The following is a 20,819-nucleotide window of genomic DNA, read 5'->3' on the forward strand; positions in this document are numbered from 1 at the left end:
CACATTTGGTGTAGGGCTAAAGCGTAATAAATCTTCCTTACACCTGCGCTTTCAGCCAGCCGATAAAGGCGTCGATTTTCGGCCACTGGCGCCCGGAGAGGGTAGAGACGTAGTAGTGCTGGTGGCATTTCAGGGTTTTGCCGCCAAACGGCGCAATCAGCTCCCCGCGCGCCAGCCGCTTCTGCACCAGCCGTTTTCGCCCCATCGCCACGCCGACGTGGTTCATCGCCGCGATAATCGCCAAATCAGAACGATCGAAGCCAATGCCCGACGATGGCGGCATATTCACCCCAAAGTGCTGCGCCCAACTGAGCCACTCGTCGGTGCCGGAATCATTGCTCCAGGCCTGACGATCGTGCAGCAGCGTGCAGTGGCGCAGGTTGTCCTGATTCTGCAATAGCGCATGCTCCTGCGCGTATTCCGGGGAGCACACCGGCAGGATGTCCTCATCCATCAGGAAGTGGTGAGCAAGATGATTGGGCGGCGTATCGTCGAAATAGAGCGCCAGATCGACGCCCGTTCGCTGCATATTCACGTAATCATTGCCGGTCAGAACGGTGAGGGAAATGGACGGATAGCGGCGGGTAAAGTCCCCCAGCATCGGCACCAGCCAGCACTGGGCAATCGACGGCCGGGAATAGACCGTCAGGGTGCCGGAAAGCGCCTGGTTTTTGATGTCCAGGATCTCCTGGTTCAGGGTATCCAGCGACGATTTCAGCGTCCACCAGACGCGCTTGCCCTCCGGCGTCAGCTCCACTTTGCGGTGGGAACGGACAAAAAGCTGAATGCCCAGCTCCTCTTCCAGCAGGTTGATGCGGTGGCTGACCGCGCTTGGGCTAAGAGAGAGCTCCTCCGCCGCCAGCGCAAAAGACTCGTGCCGGGCCGCCACCTCAAAGGTGTACATCTTCGACAGTTGCCAGCCATTCAGCAGGCGGTTTCTGGCCTCATTTGCGTCATTCATCCGTCGTTCCCTCTCATTTTTTTCGCCCCCAGAATACGCTTTAAGGGTGAATTTATGTGAACCAAACACGAATTAAGTGCGCTTTTTTGAGCACAGTCACTCACTTGATCCAATCTGCCTCATCTGAACGCCAATTTATATCGTTTGTCAGCCCGTGCCGTTTTTTCGTCCAATACCCGCAGACTACATAAGGGCGAGGTGAGATATGGGATCTCAAATCTGGGTTGTGGCGACGCTGCTCATCAGCATCGTGTTGATTGTATTAACGATCGTAAAACTGAAGTTTCACCCGTTCCTCGCGCTGCTGCTGGCGAGCTTTTTCGTCGGCACCATGATGGGAATGGGGCCGCTGGATATGGTGAACGCCATCGAGAGCGGAATCGGCGGGACGCTGGGGTTCCTGGCGGCGGTGATTGGCCTGGGCACAATTCTGGGCAAAATGATGGAAGTTTCCGGTGCGGCAGAGCGTATCGGCATCACCCTCCAGCGCTGCCGCTGGCTGTCGGCGGACACGATCATGGTGCTGGTCGGGATGATTTGCGGCATTACGCTGTTTGTGGAAGTGGGCGTTGTGCTGCTGATCCCGCTGGCGTTTTCCATCGCCAAAAAGACCCAGACCTCGCTGCTGAAGCTGGCCATTCCGCTCTGTACCGCGCTGATGGCGGTGCATTGCGTGGTGCCCCCGCACCCGGCCGCGCTGTTTGTGACCAACAAGCTGGGCGCGGACGTGGGGACGGTCATTGTCTACGGCCTGCTGGTTGGCCTGGTGGCGTCGCTGGTGGGCGGGCCGCTGTTCCTGAAACTGTTGGGCAATCGCCTGCCGTTTAAACCCGTACCGGCGGAGTTTTCAGACCTGAAGGTGCGGGAAGAACACACGCTGCCGTCGCTGGGCGCCACGCTGTTTACGGTGCTGCTGCCGATTGGCCTGATGCTGGTGAAAACAATTGCCGAGCTGAACATGGCGAAAGAGGGCGCGCTGTATACGGTGCTGGAGTTTATCGGCAACCCGATCACCGCCATGTTTATCGCCGTGTTTGTCGCCTACTACCTGCTCGGGCTACGCCAGCACATGGGCATGAGCACCCTGCTGACCCATACCGAGCACGGGTTTGGCGCCATTGCGAACATCCTGCTGATCATCGGCGCGGGCGGGGCGTTTAACGCTATCCTCAAAACCAGCGGGCTGGCGGATACGCTGGCGCACATTCTGTCGACGCTGCACATGCATCCGATTCTGCTGGCCTGGCTGGTGGCGCTGGTGCTGCACGCGGCGGTGGGCTCTGCCACGGTGGCGATGATGGGGGCCACGGCGATTGTGGCGCCGATGCTGCCGCTCTATCCGAACGTGAGCCCGGAGATCATCACCATTGCCATCGGTTCGGGCGCCATTGGCTGCACGATCGTGACCGATTCCCTCTTCTGGCTGGTGAAGCAGTATTGCGGCGCGACCCTCAACGAGACCTTTAAATACTATACGACGGCGACCTTTATCGCCTCGGTGCTTGCACTTGGCGGCACATTCCTGCTTTCTTTCATTATCTGAGCGCGAAGAGATTTATTATGGAAAACGCAACTATCACCACGCTAACCGCACAGTTTCCTCTGGTTGAGGATCTGATTGCCCTGAAAGAAACCACCTGGCTGAACCCGCGCGCCACCTCGCTGGAAGAGGGGTTGCCCTACGTCGGGCTGACCAAAGCCGACGTCGACGATGCCCACGCGCGCCTGAACCGCTTTGCGCCTTACCTGGCAAAAGCGTTCCCGGAAACGGCGGCGACGAAGGGGATAATCGAATCCGAGCTGGTGGCGATCCCAGCGATGAAAAAACGCCTGGAGAAAGAGTTCAGCACCGCCATTCCCGGCACGCTGCTGCTGAAAAAGGACAGCCATCTGCCGATTTCCGGCTCCATTAAGGCGCGCGGCGGCATTTATGAAGTGCTGGCCCATGCCGAAAAGCTGGCGCTGGCGGCGGGGATGCTGAGCCTCGAGGACGATTACAGCATCCTGCTTGAGCCGCGCTTTAAGGCGTTCTTCAGCCAGTACAGCATTGCCGTGGGGTCGACGGGCAACCTCGGTATGTCTATCGGCATCATGAGCGCGCGCATTGGCTTTAAGGTTACGGTGCATATGTCCGCCGACGCGCGGGAGTGGAAAAAGGCTAAGCTGCGCAGCCACGGGGTTATCGTCGTGGAATATGAGCAGGATTACGGCGTGGCGGTGGAGCAAGGGCGCAAGGCGGCAGAAGGCGATCCGAACTGCTTCTTCATCGATGACGAAAACTCCCGCACCCTGTTTTTAGGCTATGCGGTGGCGGGCGAGCGCCTGAAGGCGCAGTTTGCCGCCCAGGGACGCGCGGTGGATGCGGAACACCCGCTGTACGTCTACCTGCCGTGCGGCGTCGGCGGCGGGCCCGGCGGCGTGGCGTTTGGCCTCAAGCTGGCCTTTGGCGACAACGTACACTGCTTCTTCGCCGAGCCGACCCACTCCCCGTGTATGCTGCTGGGCGTTTACACCGGGCTGCACGATGGGATCGCGGTGCAGGATCTGGGCATCGATAACGTCACGGCGGCGGACGGGCTGGCGGTTGGCCGCGCCTCGGGCTTTGTTGGCCGGGCGATGGAGCGCCTGCTGGACGGGTTCTACACCCTAAGCGACCAGAGCATGTACGACATGCTCGGCTGGCTGGCGCAGGAAGAGAGCATTCGCCTGGAGCCCTCGGCGCTGGCGGGAATGGCCGGGCCGGTGCGCGTTAACGCAGGGCCGAATGCCACCCACCTGGTGTGGGCGACCGGCGGCGGCATGGTGCCGCAGGACGAGATGGCGAAGTATCTGGCGAAAGGCAAGTAGTTAAGCCAGTACCGACAATCAAAGCGTCAATATCTGCTGAATGTGGGTAACGGCAAAGAGTAACGAGAGTGAAAGCACGGCCAGGGCGATCAGGAACTTATCCCGCACCGCCCTCGGCTGAACAACATCGTCCTTCGCCACGTCCATCAGGTTACGGCTGCGGGTGTAGCGCCACAAAACGATGGCCACCAGCGCCAGAATCACTATCGATACCCAGAACGGCACCCCGGTGCGATGCCAGTTATGCTTTATCGCCAGCGCGATCAGCGCGCCGTATCCCAGCAGCGTGCGCAGCCAGGCCAGCGACGTGCGCTCCGGCTGCAGGCCGGGATCGGCCTCGCGACGGGCTTTGCGGCTATCCGCCATAGAACACCAGCACCATCACTACCCCGGCGACAGCCAGCAACGTCCCGCTGATAATCAGCAGCCCGCGCGTGTAGGGCAGATCCTGCTTCAGGCGCATCGCCTTTTCGTTACGCAGCCAGCGCAGGTAGCCGTAAATCGCCAGCACCCCGGCAAACAGGCACAGCAGCAGGGCCAGCACTTCGCGGATCAGCGGCGTGGCGAAATCCGGCGCCAGCTGGTCAAGCCCCACGCCCGCCGCCAGAAAGCCCAGCGCGGTGCGGATCCAGGCTAAAAATGTGCGCTCGTTCGCCAGCGAAAAGCGGTAGTCCGGCGCTTCGCCGAGGCGGGAAATTTTCATGAAGGTTCCTTGTCGTACTCCAGGCAGGCTTCAGCATAGCGCAATGCCGGTTAAGCCGTTAGCCTATCCCCCAGAACAGCACCGCCAGCAGCTGCGGCGTGATGATACGCAGGAACATCACCAGCGGATATACCGTGGCATACGACAGCGCCGCCGCACCGCTGGTGGCGTGCAGGTTATTGGCAAAGGCCAGCGCGGGCGGGTCGGTCATGGAGCCGGCCAGCATGCCGCAGAGCGTCAGGTAGTTCATTTTGGCGAACATCCGCGCCAGGATCCCCATTGTGAGCAGCGGAATGGCGGTGATGAAGATTCCGTAGCCAACCCAGCTCATCCCTTCGCCCTGGATCAGAGTATCGACAAAATCGCCGCCGGATTTCAGCCCGACCACCGCCAGGAACAGCACAATCCCCAGCTCGCGCAGCGCCAGGTTCGCGCTCGGCGGCATAAACCAGTACAGCTTGCCGATACTGCCGATACGTCCGAGGATCAGCGCCATAATCAGCGGGCCGCCCGCCAGCCCCAGCTTCAGCGCCACCGGGAAGCCCGGCACGTACAGCGGAATGGAGCCCAGCAGCACGCCGAGCCCGACGCCGATAAACACCGGGAGCATCTGCACCTGCTGTAATTTTTGCTGGGCGTTGCCCACCATGTTGGCGACGGCGTCAATGGACGACGACCGCCCGACCAGATTGAGGATATCGCCGAACTGCAGGCTGGCCTCCGGGCTGGCGACCAGCTCGACGCCCGCGCGGTTAAGCCGCGAGATCACCACGTCATAGCGCTCTTTTACCTGCAAATCGCGGATTTTCTTCCCAAGAACCTGCTCGTTGGTGACCACCACGCGCTCCACGCGCATGTCGGTGCCGCGGGTGGAGAGCGAAGTATCCACCTCCTGACCAATCACCAGCCGCGCGTTGTGCAGATCCCCCGGCTGGCCGACCAGGTGCAGCAAATCTCCCATCTGAATAAGGGTGCCGGGGGAAGGCACCATCAGCATGTCGCCGCGCTTGAGGCGCGAGCAGATGATGTTGACGCTGTTGAGGATCGGCACGTCCTGAATCGCCATGTTGTCGAGGTTAGGGTTATCGACGCGAATGTTGATGGTTTTGATCAGGGCGTGGCCATTGGTGAGCGTGGACTCGTGCTCCTGCGCCTCTTTCTCAACGTTGACGCGAAACAGCACGCGCACCAGCCACATGGAGAGCAAAATGCCGCAAATGCCGAACGGGTACGCCATCGCGTAGCTCATCCCCATCTGGTCGACAATGCCCGGCGAGATGCCCAGATCGCGCAGGATTTGCTGTCCAGCGCCCAGCGCAGGCGTGTTGGTGACCGCGCCGGAGAAAATCCCCAGCACCACGGGCAGCGGAATATCGAAGAGCTTATGCAGAACGGCGGTGACCAGCCCGCCCATCACCACAATGCCGAAGGCAAACAGGTTCAGCCGTAGCCCCGACACGCGCAGCGAGGCAAAAAAGCCCGGCCCGACCTGAATCCCGATGGTGTACACGAAGAGGATCAGCCCGAATTCCTGAATAAAGTGCAGCATGTCGGCGCTGAGCACCAGCCCAAGCTGGTCAGCAAAATGGCCGACAAAAATCCCGCCAAACAGCACCCCGCCGATACCAAACCCGACGCCGCGAATTTTGATATTACCGATCCACAGTCCCACCACGGCGACCAGGGCCAACACGCTAACGGTTAACGCGATATCACTCATGATCCACTTCCTGTGTATAACCTTGGTTATTTTAAGGATTCTCTCAGAGCAGAAGGGCGTTGTATGGGCGATGGCGCACAAAAAAGCCCTGCCGTGGCAGGGCCTTATCTTTTGATCGGGGCGAGGGCATCAGCCCGCCCGCGATTAGCTGTTCAACGCCGGACGTTCGCTAATGGCGATACGCTGCGGCGCGATGGCTTCCGGCACGTTGCGGGTCAAATCGATATGCAGCAGACCGTTGGTGAAGGTCGCACCCGAGACTTCCATATGGTCGGCCAGCGTAAAGCTCAGGCTAAACGGCTGAGTCACCAGTCCCTGATGCAGCCATTTGGTGTCGGTTTCTTGTTTTTCCGGCGTACCTTTTACGGTCAAACGCGTGCCTTCGAGCTGAATGTCCAGGTCTTCCTGGCGGAACCCGGCAAGGGCCAGCGTGATGCGATAGTGGTTGTCATCGCTCTTTTCGATGTTGTACGGCGGAAATGTCTGCTGTTCGGTGGTGCTTTGCAGCGCGTTAGCCAGTTTGTCAAAACCAATCCACTGACGCAGCAGGGGGGATAAATCGTAGTTACGCATACTAAATCTCCTTCTGAGAAGCGAGTTCGGCACAGTTTAATTTTGTGCGCAGTTGTTCCTGCAAATCCTCATGGATTCGCATATGCTCCCGACAATTCGGCAAGCAATTCGGGGTGGGCCGCCAGCGCGACCCGCTTAATTAGTTGATTTCGATACGGCGCGGTTTTTTCTCTTCCGGAATCACGCGTTCCAGATCGACAAACAGCAGGCCGTTAACCAGGTTCGCGCCTTTAACGTGAATGTTCTCAGCCAGCTGGAACTTGCGTTCAAAGTTACGCTCGGCGATGCCCTGGTAAAGGTAGGTACGTTCTTTCTGCTCTGCCGCGTGCGCGCCTTTCACCACCAGCAGGTTGTCCTGCGCGGTGATCTCCAGTTCGTTTTCTGCAAAACCGGCGACGGCAATGGCGATGCGGTAGTGGTTTTCATCCACCAGCTCAACGTTATATGGAGGGTAGCCGTTGCTCTGGCTTTGGTTATTTTCTAAATGGTTAAACAGGCGGTCAAAACCAATTGCAGAACGGTACAGCGGGGAAAGATCAAAGTTACGCATAATTAAAAGCTCCTGAAATCAGCGAGAATTTTTAGCCTTCCACCATGGACAGGCTGATGTCCCCACGAACACCCATCAGGCGTGCCCGTTTCGGGGGTACATCTTTAAAATGGGTCTGGATACGGGCTTTTCAAGACTCTCTTTGCGAGATTTTTTTGCACTTTGCCAGGACTTGCATAGACTGGGACTACAGCACAAAGGGTTAAATTGCGATGGCCGCCACAGAGCGGCGCTTTTCAACTATTCAATTCGAACGTGGCTCGCTATAAACCCATTGCAGGTTTCAGCCGCGCCATTAACGATGATTAAAGATGATGAAAAATGTTCTGATAAAGCTGACAACGTTCAGCGGAGTGGTATTACTTTGCGGGTGTTCGAGCGTGATGTCTCACACTGGCGGTAAAGAAGGAACATACCCCGGCACGCGCGCCAGTGCCCAAATGATCTCGGACGATGACACCAACTGGGGCACCAAATCCCTGGTCATACTGGATATGCCGTTCACTGCGGTTGCCGATACGCTCCTGCTGCCGTGGGATCTGTTCCGCACCGACAGCTCAGTGCGTTCGCGCGTTGAGAAAAGCGAGCAGGAAAATCTGGCGACCAACTCCGTCATCCCGCCCGCAGCCATGCCTACGAACTAGTTTTGCGCGGTTTCCGCCACCCAAATCTGACGGAAACCCGCCCGCTCTTCCATCCACGCCACGCGTTGCCCGTCGGGCGAGAAGACGATGGCATCCCCGGACGGCGGGTTGCCATGATCGGACGTCAAAAACGTCACCTCTCCCGTCGCCGCATCGCACAGGGCGATCCTGTTTTCGAGCACAAATCCCAGCATGTTCCCGGACGGATGCCAGTTGAACGCCGACTGGATATCGCTGGCGTTATGCGTGAGCTGGCGCGGTTCGCCCTCTTCTGGCGCAATCAGCCACAGCTGGACAATGCCGCTATCGTCGCGCATCAAAAACGCAATCTGCGTCCCCTGGGGATGACTGCGCACCCAGTGGCGCGGCACGTTCACCAGCCCCGGATACGCATTCTGATGGGTGAAGGTTAACCGGCGCTGTACCACGCCCGCAGGCGGTGCAGGCATGTTCTCTGAGGTTCCCTGCAAAGGCCGATCCCCCGCGCGCTTCCAGCCCTGCTCATCTTTTGGTAGATCGACGATAAACAGCTCCGGCACCTTTTCGCCGCGCGCGGAGAGCGTATCGCCGATAAAGGCCAGCCGATCGTTGCCTACCCAGCCCTCTTCATAGGCGCGGTTGATCTCATCGCTGCCCGGCTCTGGCGCAGGCGTGGTGCGGCTCACCAGCACGCTCCAGTACGTGCCAGCATACTCGCGCGGATGATGTCCCTGCGGGTGAACCGGGCCGTAAGGCGAGGCAACGCCGACGTTACGCAAGTCCAGCTTAGGGTCACGCTCGTGCAGGACGTGGTCGTTATAGGTAAAGCTGACCAACTGGCCGTTCGGGCTAAACACGTGCACGTGGCTGCCGCCGCGCAACGCCCCGGCGGTGTATGGCGCGGTGATATCCATCGCATCCAGATTGCTGACCTGGCCGTTATGCGCCACCACGCCCTGCCGGTGGTGGAAATCGTACTGCCAGTCGGCGTCCGGGTTTTCCGGGCCTTTGATAAAGACGTATTTATCCTGCGCCGGATGAACGGTCACCACACCGACGTGCGCGCCGCGGCTGGCGCGGTAAATCACCTCCACCTCGCCGGTCGCGACGTTTACGCGCTCGATAGTGGCACCGGTAAAAGAGGCGCCGGACGGGCGCACGTCGAACACCAGCCACTGGCTGTCCGCCGTCCAGGTATTGATATTGGTGAGCTGGTGGTTGCGCGACGCGAAGGTGAGTTGTTTCATGGGGTGATCCGCTCGAGGACAATTTTCACCATCATACTTCACAAGGACTTCACTTTCAGGCTCTAGCATTCCGCCATCTGAATTTTTACGGACATCACGATGGAACATTTCGACGCAGCAATCATTGGCCTCGGCCCGGCGGGCGCTGCTCTGGCGCGCAAGCTCAGCGGCAAAATGCGCGTGATTGCGCTGGATAAAAAACGCCAGTGCGGCAATGAGGGCTTCACCAAACCCTGCGGCGGCCTGCTGGCGCCCGACGCCCAGCGCTCGTTCATCCGCGACGGCATAACGCTGCCCGTGGACGTGATCGCCAATCCGCAAATCTTCAGCGTCAAAACGGTGGATGTGCAGGCGTCGTTAACGCGCAACTACCAGCGCAGCTACGTCAATATCAATCGCCACGCCTTTGATTTATGGATGAAGTCCCTTATTCCGGACGATGTGCGGGTTTACCACGACACCCTGTGCCGCAAAATCTGGCGTGAAGAGGACGTCTGGCACGTCGCTTTTCGCGCCGACGGCGTGGAGCAGCGCGTCACCGCCCGCTATTTGATCGGTGCCGACGGGGCCAATTCGATGGTGCGCCGCTACCTCTATCCGGACCATAGCATCCGTAAATACGTCGCCCTTCAACAGTGGTTTGCAGAGCAGCACCCGGTGCCGTTTTATTCCTGTATTTTCGACAACGACATCACTGACTGTTACTCATGGAGCATCAGCAAGGACGGCTATTTTATCTTTGGCGGCGCGTATCCGATGAAGGACGGCCAGGCACGCTTTGACGCGCTAAAAGCCAGGCTGGAGGCGTTTCACTTCCAGTTCGGCAAGCCGATGAAAAGCGAGAAATGCACCGTGCTGTTTCCCTCGCGCTGGGCGGATTTCGTCTGCGGCAGGGAGAATGCGTTCCTGATCGGCGAAGCCGCCGGGTTTATCAGCGCCAGCTCTCTGGAGGGGATCAGCTACGCGCTGGACAGCGCGGATATCCTGAGCCCGATACTCACCGGCGCGCCTGAAAACGCAAACGGCGCGTACCGCAAGGCGACCCGGGCGCTGCGGATAAAGCTGTACGGGAAAATTATCAAAAGCCGGATGTTAACGTCGGCGTGGAGCAGGAAGTGGATCATGAAAAGCGGCGTGGCGCATATCCCGCAGCCGGAACGGCTGGGCTAAAAGCGGGGCAAATACGGCGGCATTTGCCCCTGCCGTTTTAATTCAGAACAAACTTCTCGATGGCGTAAGCCACGCCGTCTTCGAGGTTGGATTTGGTAACGAAGTTTGCCACCTCTTTCACCGACGGAATGGCGTTTTCCATCGCGACGCCCAGGCCCGCGTATTCCAGCATAGCGATGTCGTTTTCCTGATCGCCCAGAGTCATCACCTCTTCCGGCTTGATGCCCAGCACGTCGGCCAGCGATTTCACGCCGGTGCCCTTATTGACGCGTTTATCGAGGATTTCGAGGAAGTACGGCGCACTTTTCAGCACGGTGTACTTCTCTTTCACCTCCGCCGGGATACGCGCGATGGCTTTATCGAGGATCTCCGGCTCGTCGATCATCATAACCTTCAGGAACTGCGTGTTCGGGTCCATTTTTTCCGCTTCGCAGAAGACCAGCGGAATGGTCGCCACAAAGGATTCATGCACGGTGTAGTAGCTGATGTCGCGGTTGGCGGTGTAGAGCGTGTTGCGATCGAGCGCGTGGAAGTGTGAACCCACTTCACGGGACAGCTTTTCCAGGAACAGGTAATCGTCATAGTTCAGCGCGGTTTGCGCCACGGTGCTGCCGTCTGCGGCTTTCTGCACCAGCGCGCCGTTGTAGGTAATGCAGTAATCACCCGGCTGGTTCATGTGCAGCTCTTTCAGGTAGCTGTGGACGCCCGCGTAAGGACGACCGGTGGTCAGCACCACTTTCACCCCTTTTTCGCGCGCCGCGGCGATAGCGTTTTTAACGGCAGGTGAAATAGTGTGGTCGGGCAGCAGCAGGGTGCCGTCCATATCGATTGCAATGAGTTTGATAGCCATGAGATCCCCGGGATAAATGAGTGCTGCCTCATGCTAACGCGATTAAGCCCACAAAAATAGAGCTACATTGCGCAACAAAAACACCCCTTTTACTCCGCTCCCGGGGAACGACGGCTCAGCCGCGGGTCAGGACGATTTTGCCAAACGCGCCGCGATCGAGGTGTTCCAGCGCCTGCTCAAGCTGGTCAAAGCGGTAGCGATGCTCAATCACCGGCTTCAGCGCGTTGACGTCAACGGCGCGCACGAGATCTTCCAGCGCGCGGCGGTGCCCAACGCCAATCCCCTGAATGACCGGTGATTTCAGCAGCAGTTCGCCGGCGGGGATCGCGATTTCATTTCCGGCCAGCACGCCGATAACCGAAATCCGCCCGTGTACCGCCACCGCCCGCAGGGAGTGCTTCAGGTTTTCACCGCCCACGGTTTCAATAATATGGTCGATACCGCGATCCGCAGTCAGCGCGAAAATCTCTTCCGTCCAGTCGCCCTTCAGGCGGTTGATGCCACGATCGGCGCCCAGTTTTTTAGCCAGCGCCAGCTTTTCATCGCTGCCCGACGTGACGAACACCTCCGCGCCATGCGCTTTTGCAATTTGCAGAGCGAAGATCGCCACGCCGCCCGTCCCCTGCACCAGCACCGACTGGCCCGCGCGCAAGTTTCCCCGCTCAACCAGCGCAAACCACGCCGTCAGCCCGGCGCAGGGCAAGGTGCTGGCCTCTGCGTCATCCAGCGAATCCGGGGCGGCCACCAGCCAGTTTTCATTCACAATGACGTATTCGGCCAGCATCCCCTGGAAGTGACCGCCGGAGGTTCTGTAGGGCAAATCGCGCGCGCCCGCAGTCGGCCTGCCGTCGATCCACTCCGGGAAGAAGGTGGAGATCACGCGCGCGCCGGCGGTGAAGCGGGTCACGCCCTCGCCGACGCTATCCACCACGCCCGCCATGTCGGAGGCTGGGGTAAACGGGAAGGAGAGCGATATCGGCATGATGCCTTCAATGACCATTTTATCGCGGTAGTTGAGCGCAACGGCATTCACCCGCACGCGGACTTCGCCGGGGCCGGGCTGCGGAATCGGCTCCTGGCTCAGTCTGAGGTTCTCGCGCCCGAGGGCGTTCATTGACCAGCGCTGCATTGTCTCTGTCATCGTCTTTATCCTGTCATCAAAATGGGTGTGTACTGACAGTCTAACGTTGACTCAGGGTCGCCAGTGGCGATAACTTTTCCCTTTATTGACGCCGCAATGGATACAATCCATGTCCGATACGCTAAAAGACATTCCCGTTTTTGTCGCTGCCGTTGAAGCGGGCAGCTTTGCGCAGGCCGCCATCCGCCTGCACCTGTCGCGCTCGGCGGTGGGCAAAAGCATCGCCAGGCTTGAGCAGCGGCTGGGGGTGCGTCTGTTTCAACGCACCACGCGCAGCCAGAGCCTGACCGACAACGGCGCGCTTTTTTACGAACGCTGCCTGCGCGCGCTGGAGGAGATCCGCAGCGCGGAATCGCTGATGGAAACCGGGAAGCAGCAGGTCAGCGGCCGCCTGCGCGTGTCGATGCCGGTGCTGTTCGGCCGCCAGTGCGTTGCGCCGCTGCTGATTGCGCTGGCGCAGGAGCATCCGGGGCTTGAGCTGGAGATGTCGTTCAGCGACAGGGTTGTCGATCTCGTGGAGGAAGGGTTCGATATGGCGGTGCGTAACGGCACGCTGGCCGACAGCGCCGCGCTGGTCGCCAGAAGGCTGGGAGAGCACCAGATGGTGCTGTGCGCCGCGCCGGATTATCTTCAGCAAAAAGGCCACCCGGAAACCGTGGACGAATTACGCCAGCACACGGCCATTAACTATCTTCAGGCCGGCAGAATTTTGCCCTGGCAGCTTGCGGATCGCGAAGGCGCGGCGCAAACCCTTGTGCTCCGGTCATCAATAAACATGGATGATTTACAGGCAATCTGCGACGCCGCCCTGGCCGGACACGGCATTGCATGGCTGCCCTGCTGGATGGCAAGCAAAGAGATCCAGAGCGGGAAACTCGTGATGCTGTTCAGGCAGGCGCCGGACGTGCGCTTTGACGTTCACGCGGTCTGGCAGAAGACGCCGCATCTGCCCCAGAGGGTGAGAATTGCCATCGACACCCTGGCGAGCCGTTTACCGATAATCATGTCGCTGGATCTGCCTGACCCCATAAAAAAGCCGCGCTAAAAGCGCGGCTCTGAGCGGGCTGCCCGGCGACGATTAAATATCGATGTTCGCCGCTTTCAGGGCGTTCTCTTCGATAAAGGCGCGACGAGGTTCAACCGCATCGCCCATCAGGGTGGTGAACAGCTGATCCGCAGCAATCGCGTCTTTCACGGTCACGCGCAGCATACGGCGGCTTTCCGGATCCATAGTGGTTTCCCACAGCTGATCCGGGTTCATTTCGCCCAGACCTTTATAGCGCTGAATGGACAGGCCACGGCGGGACTCTTTCACCAGCCAGTCGAGCGCCTGCTCGAAGCTGGCAACCGGCTGACGGCGCTCGCCACGTTCGATGAAGGCATCTTCTTCGATCAGGCCGCGCAGCTTCTCGCCGAGGGTACAGATACGGCGGTATTCCGGGCCGGTCACAAACTCGTGCTCCAGCGGGTAGTCGGTATCAACGCCGTGCGTGCGCACGCGAATCACCGGCTCGAACTGCTGCTCGGCGTTCTGCTGAACATCGAACTTCCACTGGCTGCCGTGCTGCTCTTTCTCGTTCAGCTCGCTCACCAGGGTGTTCACCCAGCGGGTTACGGCCTGTTCGCTGCTCAGATCGGCTTCGGTCAGGGTTGGCTGATAGACCAGCTCTTTCAGCAGCGCTTTCGGATAACGGCGCTCCATGCGGCCAATCATCTTCTGCGTAGCGTTGAACTCGGACACCAGACGCTCCAGCGGCTCGCCCGCCAGCGCCGGGGCGCTGGAGTTGGCGTGCAGGGTCGCGCCATCAAGCGCGATCGCGATTTGATACTGATCCATCGCTTCGTCGTCTTTGATGTACTGTTCCTGCTTGCCTTTCTTCACTTTGTACAGCGGCGGCTGTGCAATGTAGACGTGACCACGCTCCACGATTTCCGGCATCTGACGGTAGAAGAAGGTCAACAGCAGCGTACGGATGTGCGAGCCGTCGACGTCCGCATCGGTCATGATGATGATGCTGTGATAGCGCAGCTTGTCCGGGTTGTACTCGTCGCGACCGATGCCGCAACCCAGCGCGGTGATCAGCGTCGCCACTTCCTGAGAAGAGAGCATCTTGTCGAAGCGCGCTTTCTCCACGTTCAGGATTTTACCCTTCAGCGGCAGAATCGCCTGGTTCTTACGGTTACGGCCCTGCTTCGCAGAACCGCCCGCGGAGTCCCCTTCCACGAGGTACAGTTCGGACAGCGCCGGGTCGCGTTCCTGGCAGTCGGCCAGTTTGCCCGGCAGACCGGCTAAGTCCAGCGCACCTTTACGGCGAGTCATTTCACGGGCTTTACGCGCCGCTTCACGGGCACGCGCCGCGTCGATAATTTTGCCGACCACGATTTTCGCGTCGGACGGATTTTCCTGCAGGTAGTCGCTCAGCAGTTCGTTCATCTGCTGCTCAACCGCCGATTTCACCTCAGAAGAGACCAGCTTGTCTTTGGTCTGAGAGGAGAACTTCGGATCCGGCACTTTTACAGAGACAACGGCAATCAGGCCTTCACGGGCATCGTCACCGGTGGCGCTGACTTTCGCTTTTTTGCTGTAGCCTTCTTTGTCCATGTACGCGTTCAGGGTACGGGTCATCGCCGCGCGGAAGCCCGCCAGGTGAGTACCGCCATCGCGCTGTGGAATGTTGTTGGTGAAGCAGTAAATGTTTTCCTGGAAACCGTCGTTCCACTGCAAAGCCACTTCGACGCCGATACCGTCTTTTTCGGTGGAGAAGTAGAAGATATTCGGGTGAATTGGCGTTTTGTTCTTGTTCAGATACTCAACGAACGCTTTGATACCGCCTTCATAATGGAAGTGGTCTTCCTTGTTGTCGCGTTTGTCGCGCAGACGAATCGACACGCCGGAGTTCAGGAACGACAGTTCACGCAGGCGCTTCGCCAGGATGTCGTATTCAAATTCAGTGACGTTGGTGAAGGTTTCAAGGCTCGGCCAGAAACGCACCATAGTACCGGTTTTATCGGTATCGCCCGTGACGGCCAGCGGTGCCTGCGGCACGCCGTGGGTATAGAGCTGACGGTGAACTTTACCTTCACGCTGGATAACCAGCTCCAGCTTCTGCGACAGGGCGTTAACTACGGAAACGCCTACGCCGTGCAGGCCGCCGGAAACTTTATAGGAGTTATCGTCGAACTTACCGCCTGCGTGCAGAACGGTCATGATCACTTCCGCAGCCGATACGCCCTCTTCCGGGTGAATACCGGTTGGGATGCCGCGACCATCATCGGTGACGGATACAGAGTTGTCCGCATGGATGGTCACCACGATGTCTTTACAGTGACCCGCGAGCGCTTCGTCGATAGCGTTATCCACAACCTCGAATACCATGTGGTGCAGACCGGTGCCGTCATCCGTGTCGCCGATATACATACCCGGGCGCTTACGCACCGCATCCAGCCCTTTCAGGACTTTGATACTGGAGGAGTCATAAGAATTCGACATCAACGTTTCTCGCTCATTTAAACTTGGGTTAATCCGTTATTTTACCCTTTTCCACGTTAAACATCTTCGAATTTTCGTCCGACATGTCCATAACGTGTTCAGCGCTAATGGCGCTGACGAAAACCTGCGACTGCGTGGCTTTTAAGCGGCTGGCAAGCAGTCCGCGCCTTGCGTCGTCGAGTTCCGAGGCAAAATCATCTATCAGATACAGGCAGCGTCGCCCGCTCTCGCGGGTTAAAAACTCCCCCTGCGCCAGACGTAGCGCGCACATCAGGAGCTTGAGCTGCCCGCGCGACAGCGTATCTTCCACCGGCGCACCGTCTGCACGAATGCGGAAATCCGCCTTGTGCGGGCCGTGCGCGGTATAGGTCAACATGCGGTCGCGCTCGAAGCTTCTCTCTAATACTTCTGCGTAATCAGTCTCTTTTTCCCAGCCGCGCTGGAAAGAGAAGCTCAGAGAAAACTCGGGTAAAAACTGTTTGCAGGTGTCAGCCATGTCTTCGGCGATCCCTGCGCTGTATTCGGCACGCCAGCGGCTGATTTGTTCCGCAAGGGGGATTAATTCCATATCCCACGGGCGAAGCTGCGCGTAGCGTGTCACCTGTCGCAGCGCCGCGTTACGCTGCTTAAGCAGGCGCTTCAGGTTGCTCCAGGCGTTAAAGAATCCGGCTTCGTTGTGAAAGCATCCCCAGTCGAGGAACGCTCTTCTGTATTTGGGGCCGCCGTTGAGTAAAGTAAACCCCTCCGGCGTGATCAGCTGCATTGGCATCAGCAGCGCCAGCTCGGCCACTTTATGGCCGTCGGTGCCGTCGATGCGCACCTTGCTGTCGCCCTGCTTGTCTTTGGTCAGGCCGATGGACGTTTCACGCTCCTCGCCCTGTAAACGCCCGTGCAGAACAAACGACTCCTGCTCGTGGCGGATCACGCGACCAATCTGCAAACTGCGAAACGCCCGACCGTGGCCGAGCGTATAAATGGCTTCAAGCACGCTGGTTTTGCCGCTGCCGTTTGCGCCAACCAGGAAGTTAAAGCCAGGGGATAAAGCGAGATCCGCGCTTTCAATATTGCGAAAGTCGCGGATCAACAGGCGGGTGAGCGACATTACAGTCTCATTGGCATAACAACATAGGCAGCCGACTGTGATGCGGCATCTTCAATCTGTACGCTCGAAACGGAGTCGGTCAGCAGAATGCGAACATTCTCGCATTTCAGTGCATTCAGTACGTCCAGCACGTAGCTAACGTTAAAGCCGATTTCCATTTCAGCCCCGGCATAGGTGACGTCCAGAATCTCTTCTGCCTCTTCCTGCTCCGGGTTGTTGGCGGTGATTTTGATCTGGTTTTCGCTCACGTACAGGCGCACGCCGCGGAACTTCTCGTTAGAGAGGATTGCCGCGCGGGCAAACGCCTGCTTGAGGATATCGCAACCGGCTTCCAGGGTTTTGTCCGGGTTCTTCGGCAATACGCGGCGATAGTCCGGGAAACGACCGTCAACCAGCTTCGATGTGAAGACAAAATCACCCACGTGGGCGCGAATATTGTTGCTGCCAATCTGCACGCGCAGCGGCGTTTCACCGCCGTCGAGCATACGCATCAGCTCAATCACCCCTTTACGCGGGACGATCACCGAATGGTTTGGCAGGGAATCGCCAATGGGCATAGAGCAGACCGCCAGACGGTGGCCGTCAGTCGCTACGGTACGCAGCTCTTCGCCTTCGGTTTCGAACAGCATGCCGTTTAAGTAGTAACGCACATCCTGATGCGCCATCGAAAACTGGGTCGCTTCAATCAGGCGCTTCATCGTCGCCTGCGGCAGGGTGAATTCCACTTCACTTTGCCAGTCGTCCAGATTCGGGAAGTCCGCAGCGGGCAGCGTGGAGAGAGAGAAACGGCTGCGGCCAGAGCGCACCAGCATACGGTCGCCCTCAAGCTGTACAGCGATCTCTGCGCCTTCCGGCAGACCACGGCAGATATCAAAGAATTTACGTGCCGGAACCGTGGTCGCGCCTGCGTCATGCGGCTGCGTCAGCGTAACGCGCGCGATCATTTCCATTTCGAGGTCTGTGCCGGTCAGCGACAGCGTACCGTCAGCGACCTGAAGCAGCAGGTTTCCGAGAATAGGCAGCGTTGGGCGGCCACCTAATGGGCCACTCACCTGTTGCAGCGGTTTTAATAAATGTTCACGTTCAACGGTAAATTTCATAGCGTCACGATGATAGTGTTCTGATTAAATTGGAAAAATCTTCTTTTATGTCGTGGCTTTCTTCGCGTAACTGCTCAATCTTACGACAAGCGTGCAGCACGGTCGTATGGTCACGGCCACCAAACGCATCGCCGATTTCCGGCAGACTGTGGTTGGTTAACTCCTTTGCCAGCGCCATCGCCATCTGGCGCGGGCGCGCCACCGAGCGGGAACGACGTTTAGACAGCAAATCTGCCACTTTGATTTTGTAGTACTCAGCCACCGTCTTTTGAATATTGTCGATGGTGACTAATTTTTCCTGCAATGCCAGCAAATCGCGCAGCGCTTCACGCACGAAATCGATGGTGATAGCGCGACCGGTAAAGTTGGCGTTGGCGATAACGCGGTTCAGCGCCCCTTCCAGCTCACGCACGTTCGAGCGCAGACGCTTGGCAATAAAGAACGCCACTTCACCCGGCAGGCGAATGTCGTTTTCATCGGCTTTCTTCATCAGGATCGCGACGCGGGTTTCCAGTTCCGGTGGCTCGATCGCCACGGTCAGGCCCCAGCCAAAGCGGGATTTCAGACGATCTTCAACGCCGTTGATCTCTTTTGGATAGCGATCCGAGGTCAGGATGATCTGCTGATTACCTTCCAGCAGGGCGTTGAAGGTGTGGAAAAACTCTTCCTGGGATCGTTCTTTATTCGCAAAGAACTGGATGTCATCGATAAGCAGGGCGTCAACGGAACGGTAGTAGCGCTTAAACTCTTCGATCGCATTGTTCTGCAAGGCTTTTACCATGTCCTGAACGAAGCGCTCGGAGTGCATATACACGACTTTCGCGTTGGGTTTGCGCGCCATGATGCCGTTGCCGACAGCGTGCAGAAGGTGGGTTTTACCCAGACCCGTGCCGCCATACAGGAACAGCGGGTTATAGGCGCCGCCTGGGTTATCAGCCACCTGGCGAGCCGCCGCGCGCGCCAGCTGGTTCGATTTACCTTCAACGAAGTTATCGAACGTGTGCTTCACGTTGACGTTTGAACGGTAGGTTGGCTCCGCGGGAGCGGGGACGTTGTCCCAGCCCGGACGCGCCGCCGGGGCAACGCGTGGCGCCGGAGCGGGTGCCGCCTGGGCAGGCGCCGCGACGTTCACGGTTTCGCGGACTGTTTGCGTGACCGGCTTTGTTCCCACTTCAAAGCGCAGCTGCGGGGCATCAGACCCGCAGAAGTCATTCAACAGTCCGTTGATGTTATTGAGGTATTTGTCCCTTACCCAATCGAGCACAAAACGGTTTGGCGCATACAAAGCCAGCGTGTTATCGCTCAGTTCCGCCTGCAACGGGCGGATCCACATACTGAATTCTGTGGCTGGTAACTCATCCTGCAATCGGGCAAGACACTGCTGCCAAAGCGAAAGTGACACGGCGGACTCCACTCGAACAATAAAAGAAAACTATTGAATATTCATGATTGTTGGCGCACATCGACATGACCCTGTGCAAAAAGGGTGACGTGCGAATTGCTATCTGCAATTTTGCCCTGACCAGGATCCTGGGATCCCGATCGGGACCGCGGATCATAGCCTAAACTGAGCCAGAGATCTTCTGTTTCTCACAGATTCTTCCCGATTTATCCACAGGAAGATCCGAAACCGGGTAAGTGTAATCGATCCTGACGGGAGTGCCGCGCGATTTAGGCCGCATATTGGAAAATTTAATGAGCACAGACAATTTTTTGCTTAAATGATCTAACGAAGATCCGGGACGATCCTTGCGATTTGAACGCGAGCCCGTATAATCCTCGACCCGGCGCGTGATGCTCATCTTCCTGCGTCGTCCGTTGCTCATTTTGCGCGCGAAAACGTGCGAAATTACGCGGGAAATAAGGAAAGAGAATTGACTCCGGAGTGTACAATTATTACAATCCGGCCTCTTTAATCACCCACGCTGAGGCGTTAGTCGTTCGAAACACGTTCGGGTAAACGCAAAAGTCAGTGAATTTATTCAAGTTTAGGTAGAAATCGCCATGAAACGCACTTTTCAACCGTCTGTACTGAAGCGCAACCGTTCTCACGGCTTCCGTGCTCGTATGGCTACTAAAAATGGTCGTCAGGTTCTGGCACGTCGTCGTGCTAAAGGCCGCGCTCGTCTGACCGTTTCCAAGTAATAAAGCTAACCCCTGAGTGGTTAAGCTAGCATTTCCCAGGGAGTTACGTTTGTTAACTCCCACTCATTTCACTTTCGTCTTCCAGCAGCCACAACGGGCTGGCACGCCGCAAATTACCATCCTCGGCCGCCAAAATTCGCTGGGGCATCCCCGTATCGGTCTAACTGTCGCCAAGAAAAACGTTAAGCGTGCGCACGAACGCAATCGGATTAAACGTCTGACGCGTGAGAGCTTCCGTTTACGTCAGCATGAACTTCCGTCTATGGATTTCGTGGTGGTGGCTAAAAAAGGGGTTGCCGACCTCGATAACCGTGCTCTCTCGGAAGCGTTGGAAAAATTATGGCGCCGCCATTGTCGCCTGGCTCGCGGGTCCTGATAGCCCTCATTCGGGTCTATCAACGCCTGATTAGTCCGCTACTCGGGCCGCACTGCCGTTTCACACCGACATGCTCAAGCTATGGAATTGAGGCATTGCGCAGGTTTGGAGTGATAAAAGGCAGTTGGTTGACGGTGAAACGCGTATTAAAATGCCACCCTTTACACCCTGGTGGTGACGACCCCGTCCCGCCTGGACCATTTGATACCAGAGAACACTAA

At 58.0% G+C, this 20,819-nt stretch carries 21 protein-coding genes, 1 pseudogene and 1 other annotated feature; of the genes and pseudogenes, 9 read left to right on the forward strand and 13 right to left on the reverse strand.

Annotated features, from left to right (window positions below):
- Positions 1-37 precede the first annotated feature (37 nt).
- Positions 38-961: a DNA-binding transcriptional regulator DsdC gene (gene dsdC, locus AB6V08_RS19095; protein WP_368544389.1), complete on the reverse strand. Its 924-nt coding sequence runs from the start codon at positions 959-961 to the stop codon at positions 38-40.
- Positions 962-1,166: 205 nt separating this feature from the next.
- Here dsdC and dsdX point away from each other — a divergent pair, with 205 nt between their 5' ends.
- Positions 1,167-2,504 (forward strand): D-serine transporter DsdX, encoded by a 1,338-nt coding sequence (gene dsdX / locus AB6V08_RS19100; protein ID WP_368544390.1) that lies wholly within the window; start codon positions 1,167-1,169, stop codon positions 2,502-2,504.
- 17 nt (positions 2,505-2,521) lie between these two features.
- Positions 2,522-3,808, forward strand: coding sequence for a D-serine ammonia-lyase (gene dsdA, locus AB6V08_RS19105; protein ID WP_368544391.1), 1,287 nt, complete (start codon positions 2,522-2,524; stop codon positions 3,806-3,808).
- An 18-nt stretch (positions 3,809-3,826) separates the two neighbouring features.
- Here the strand turns inward: dsdA and AB6V08_RS19110 are convergent, their stop codons facing one another.
- The 5 genes from AB6V08_RS19110 to ibpA form a co-directional block, all read right to left on the reverse strand.
- Entirely contained in the window at positions 3,827-4,174 is a 348-nt protein-coding gene (locus AB6V08_RS19110) for a DUF202 domain-containing protein (protein ID WP_368544392.1), read from the reverse strand.
- Complete coding sequence (locus AB6V08_RS19115; RefSeq protein ID WP_368544393.1) at positions 4,164-4,511, reverse strand: YidH family protein; 348 nt, start codon at positions 4,509-4,511, stop codon at positions 4,164-4,166. The genes AB6V08_RS19110 and AB6V08_RS19115 overlap by 11 nt, the downstream gene beginning before the upstream one ends.
- Positions 4,512-4,569: 58 nt before the next feature.
- Positions 4,570-6,231 carry a putative transporter gene (locus AB6V08_RS19120; RefSeq protein WP_368544394.1) on the reverse strand — a complete coding sequence of 554 codons (1,662 nt, stop codon included), beginning with the start codon at positions 6,229-6,231 and terminating at the stop codon, positions 4,570-4,572.
- Positions 6,232-6,375: 144 nt separating this feature from the next.
- Positions 6,376-6,804 carry a small heat shock chaperone IbpB gene (gene ibpB / locus AB6V08_RS19125; protein WP_368544395.1) on the reverse strand — a complete coding sequence of 143 codons (429 nt, stop codon included), beginning with the start codon at positions 6,802-6,804 and terminating at the stop codon, positions 6,376-6,378.
- 139 nt (positions 6,805-6,943) lie between these two features.
- Positions 6,944-7,354, reverse strand: a complete 411-nt coding sequence (gene ibpA, locus AB6V08_RS19130) for a small heat shock chaperone IbpA (protein WP_368544396.1) — start codon at positions 7,352-7,354, stop codon at positions 6,944-6,946.
- Positions 7,348-7,421 (reverse strand) — a sequence feature (ROSE (Repression Of Heat Shock gene Expression) occurs in the 5'-region of heat shock genes and acts as an RNA thermometer to modulate expression.). Its footprint overlaps the gene before it by 7 nt.
- A 244-nt stretch (positions 7,422-7,665) precedes the next feature.
- Here ibpA and AB6V08_RS19135 point away from each other — a divergent pair.
- A complete protein-coding gene (locus tag AB6V08_RS19135; protein WP_368544397.1) occupies positions 7,666-7,998 on the forward strand; it encodes a YceK/YidQ family lipoprotein in 333 nt (110 codons plus the stop codon).
- On the opposite strand, the gene AB6V08_RS19140 is transcribed toward AB6V08_RS19135, so the two are convergent.
- Positions 7,995-9,224, reverse strand: coding sequence for a DUF3748 domain-containing protein (locus AB6V08_RS19140; RefSeq protein ID WP_368544398.1), 1,230 nt, complete (start codon positions 9,222-9,224; stop codon positions 7,995-7,997). The genes AB6V08_RS19135 and AB6V08_RS19140 overlap by 4 nt on opposite strands.
- A 99-nt stretch (positions 9,225-9,323) precedes the next feature.
- On the opposite strand from AB6V08_RS19140, the gene cbrA reads away from it, so the two are divergent.
- A complete protein-coding gene (cbrA, locus tag AB6V08_RS19145) occupies positions 9,324-10,394 on the forward strand; it encodes a colicin M resistance lipid reductase CbrA (protein WP_368544399.1) in 1,071 nt (356 codons plus the stop codon).
- 37 nt (positions 10,395-10,431) lie between these two features.
- Here cbrA and yidA read toward each other — a convergent pair whose 3' ends face one another.
- Positions 10,432-11,244 carry a sugar-phosphatase gene (gene yidA / locus AB6V08_RS19150; protein WP_368544400.1) on the reverse strand — a complete coding sequence of 271 codons (813 nt, stop codon included), beginning with the start codon at positions 11,242-11,244 and terminating at the stop codon, positions 10,432-10,434.
- A 115-nt stretch (positions 11,245-11,359) separates the two neighbouring features.
- Positions 11,360-12,385 (reverse strand): NAD(P)-dependent alcohol dehydrogenase, encoded by a 1,026-nt coding sequence (locus AB6V08_RS19155; protein ID WP_368544401.1) that lies wholly within the window; start codon positions 12,383-12,385, stop codon positions 11,360-11,362.
- Positions 12,386-12,494: 109 nt separating this feature from the next.
- Between AB6V08_RS19155 and AB6V08_RS19160 the strand changes: the two genes are divergently transcribed.
- Positions 12,495-13,430, forward strand: a complete 936-nt coding sequence (locus AB6V08_RS19160) for a LysR family transcriptional regulator (RefSeq protein ID WP_368544402.1) — start codon at positions 12,495-12,497, stop codon at positions 13,428-13,430.
- Between the two features lie 33 nt (positions 13,431-13,463).
- Here AB6V08_RS19160 and gyrB read toward each other — a convergent pair whose 3' ends face one another.
- Genes gyrB through dnaA form a run of 4 tightly spaced genes read right to left on the reverse strand, consistent with a single transcriptional unit; the run spans position 13,464 to position 19,479 of the window.
- A complete protein-coding gene (gyrB, locus tag AB6V08_RS19165; protein ID WP_368544403.1) occupies positions 13,464-15,875 on the reverse strand; it encodes a DNA topoisomerase (ATP-hydrolyzing) subunit B in 2,412 nt (803 codons plus the stop codon).
- 28 nt (positions 15,876-15,903) lie between these two features.
- A complete protein-coding gene (gene recF / locus AB6V08_RS19170; protein ID WP_368544404.1) occupies positions 15,904-16,977 on the reverse strand; it encodes a DNA replication/repair protein RecF in 1,074 nt (357 codons plus the stop codon).
- Positions 16,977-18,077, reverse strand: a complete 1,101-nt coding sequence (gene dnaN, locus AB6V08_RS19175) for a DNA polymerase III subunit beta (RefSeq protein WP_015570134.1) — start codon at positions 18,075-18,077, stop codon at positions 16,977-16,979. Before dnaN ends, recF begins: the two co-directional genes overlap by 1 nt.
- Positions 18,078-18,081: 4 nt before the next feature.
- On the reverse strand, positions 18,082-19,479 hold the full coding sequence (gene dnaA, locus AB6V08_RS19180; protein ID WP_014830027.1) for a chromosomal replication initiator protein DnaA: 1,398 nt from the start codon (positions 19,477-19,479) through the stop codon (positions 18,082-18,084).
- Positions 19,480-19,802: 323 nt separating this feature from the next.
- Here dnaA and AB6V08_RS23275 point away from each other — a divergent pair.
- The 4 genes and pseudogenes from AB6V08_RS23275 to yidD all read left to right on the forward strand — a co-directional run.
- Positions 19,803-19,853 (forward strand): annotated as a pseudogene (locus tag AB6V08_RS23275) (hypothetical protein); the annotation flags it as partial.
- A gap of 228 nt (positions 19,854-20,081) precedes the next feature.
- The gene (rpmH, locus tag AB6V08_RS19185) at positions 20,082-20,222 is read left to right on the forward strand and encodes a 50S ribosomal protein L34 (RefSeq protein ID WP_000831330.1); all 141 of its coding nucleotides are present in this window, start codon (positions 20,082-20,084) and stop codon (positions 20,220-20,222) included.
- 16 nt (positions 20,223-20,238) lie between these two features.
- The gene (gene rnpA, locus AB6V08_RS19190; protein WP_003861126.1) at positions 20,239-20,598 is read left to right on the forward strand and encodes a ribonuclease P protein component; all 360 of its coding nucleotides are present in this window, start codon (positions 20,239-20,241) and stop codon (positions 20,596-20,598) included.
- The gene (yidD, locus tag AB6V08_RS19195) at positions 20,562-20,819 is read left to right on the forward strand and encodes a membrane protein insertion efficiency factor YidD (RefSeq protein WP_001307474.1); all 258 of its coding nucleotides are present in this window, start codon (positions 20,562-20,564) and stop codon (positions 20,817-20,819) included. The genes rnpA and yidD overlap by 37 nt, the downstream gene beginning before the upstream one ends.

The sequence above is a fragment of the Enterobacter soli genome (assembly GCF_964208575.1).
GTDB lineage: Bacteria > Pseudomonadota > Gammaproteobacteria > Enterobacterales > Enterobacteriaceae > Enterobacter > Enterobacter soli_A.

Excerpts from the sequence above, each read along its gene's own strand:
- AB6V08_RS19115 (WP_368544393.1), bottom strand. The coding sequence starts at position 4,511 with ATGAAAATTTCCCGCCTCGGCGAAGCGCCGGACTACCGCTTTTCGCTG.
- gyrB (WP_368544403.1), bottom strand. The coding sequence starts at position 15,875 with ATGTCGAATTCTTATGACTCCTCCAGTATCAAAGTCCTGAAAGGGCTG.
- cbrA (WP_368544399.1), top strand. The coding sequence starts at position 9,324 with ATGGAACATTTCGACGCAGCAATCATTGGCCTCGGCCCGGCGGGCGCT.
- dsdC (WP_368544389.1), bottom strand. The coding sequence starts at position 961 with ATGAATGACGCAAATGAGGCCAGAAACCGCCTGCTGAATGGCTGGCAA.
- dsdX (WP_368544390.1), top strand. The coding sequence starts at position 1,167 with ATGGGATCTCAAATCTGGGTTGTGGCGACGCTGCTCATCAGCATCGTG.
- AB6V08_RS19110 (WP_368544392.1), bottom strand. The coding sequence starts at position 4,174 with ATGGCGGATAGCCGCAAAGCCCGTCGCGAGGCCGATCCCGGCCTGCAG.
- yidA (WP_368544400.1), bottom strand. The coding sequence starts at position 11,244 with ATGGCTATCAAACTCATTGCAATCGATATGGACGGCACCCTGCTGCTG.
- AB6V08_RS19155 (WP_368544401.1), bottom strand. The coding sequence starts at position 12,385 with ATGACAGAGACAATGCAGCGCTGGTCAATGAACGCCCTCGGGCGCGAG.
- AB6V08_RS19160 (WP_368544402.1), top strand. The coding sequence starts at position 12,495 with ATGTCCGATACGCTAAAAGACATTCCCGTTTTTGTCGCTGCCGTTGAA.
- AB6V08_RS19135 (WP_368544397.1), top strand. The coding sequence starts at position 7,666 with ATGATGAAAAATGTTCTGATAAAGCTGACAACGTTCAGCGGAGTGGTA.
- dnaN (WP_015570134.1), bottom strand. The coding sequence starts at position 18,077 with ATGAAATTTACCGTTGAACGTGAACATTTATTAAAACCGCTGCAACAG.
- AB6V08_RS19120 (WP_368544394.1), bottom strand. The coding sequence starts at position 6,231 with ATGAGTGATATCGCGTTAACCGTTAGCGTGTTGGCCCTGGTCGCCGTG.
- recF (WP_368544404.1), bottom strand. The coding sequence starts at position 16,977 with ATGTCGCTCACCCGCCTGTTGATCCGCGACTTTCGCAATATTGAAAGC.
- ibpA (WP_368544396.1), bottom strand. The coding sequence starts at position 7,354 with ATGCGTAACTTTGATCTTTCCCCGCTGTACCGTTCTGCAATTGGTTTT.
- yidD (WP_001307474.1), top strand. The coding sequence starts at position 20,562 with ATGGCGCCGCCATTGTCGCCTGGCTCGCGGGTCCTGATAGCCCTCATT.
- dsdA (WP_368544391.1), top strand. The coding sequence starts at position 2,522 with ATGGAAAACGCAACTATCACCACGCTAACCGCACAGTTTCCTCTGGTT.
- AB6V08_RS19140 (WP_368544398.1), bottom strand. The coding sequence starts at position 9,224 with ATGAAACAACTCACCTTCGCGTCGCGCAACCACCAGCTCACCAATATC.
- rpmH (WP_000831330.1), top strand. The coding sequence starts at position 20,082 with ATGAAACGCACTTTTCAACCGTCTGTACTGAAGCGCAACCGTTCTCAC.
- ibpB (WP_368544395.1), bottom strand. The coding sequence starts at position 6,804 with ATGCGTAACTACGATTTATCCCCCCTGCTGCGTCAGTGGATTGGTTTT.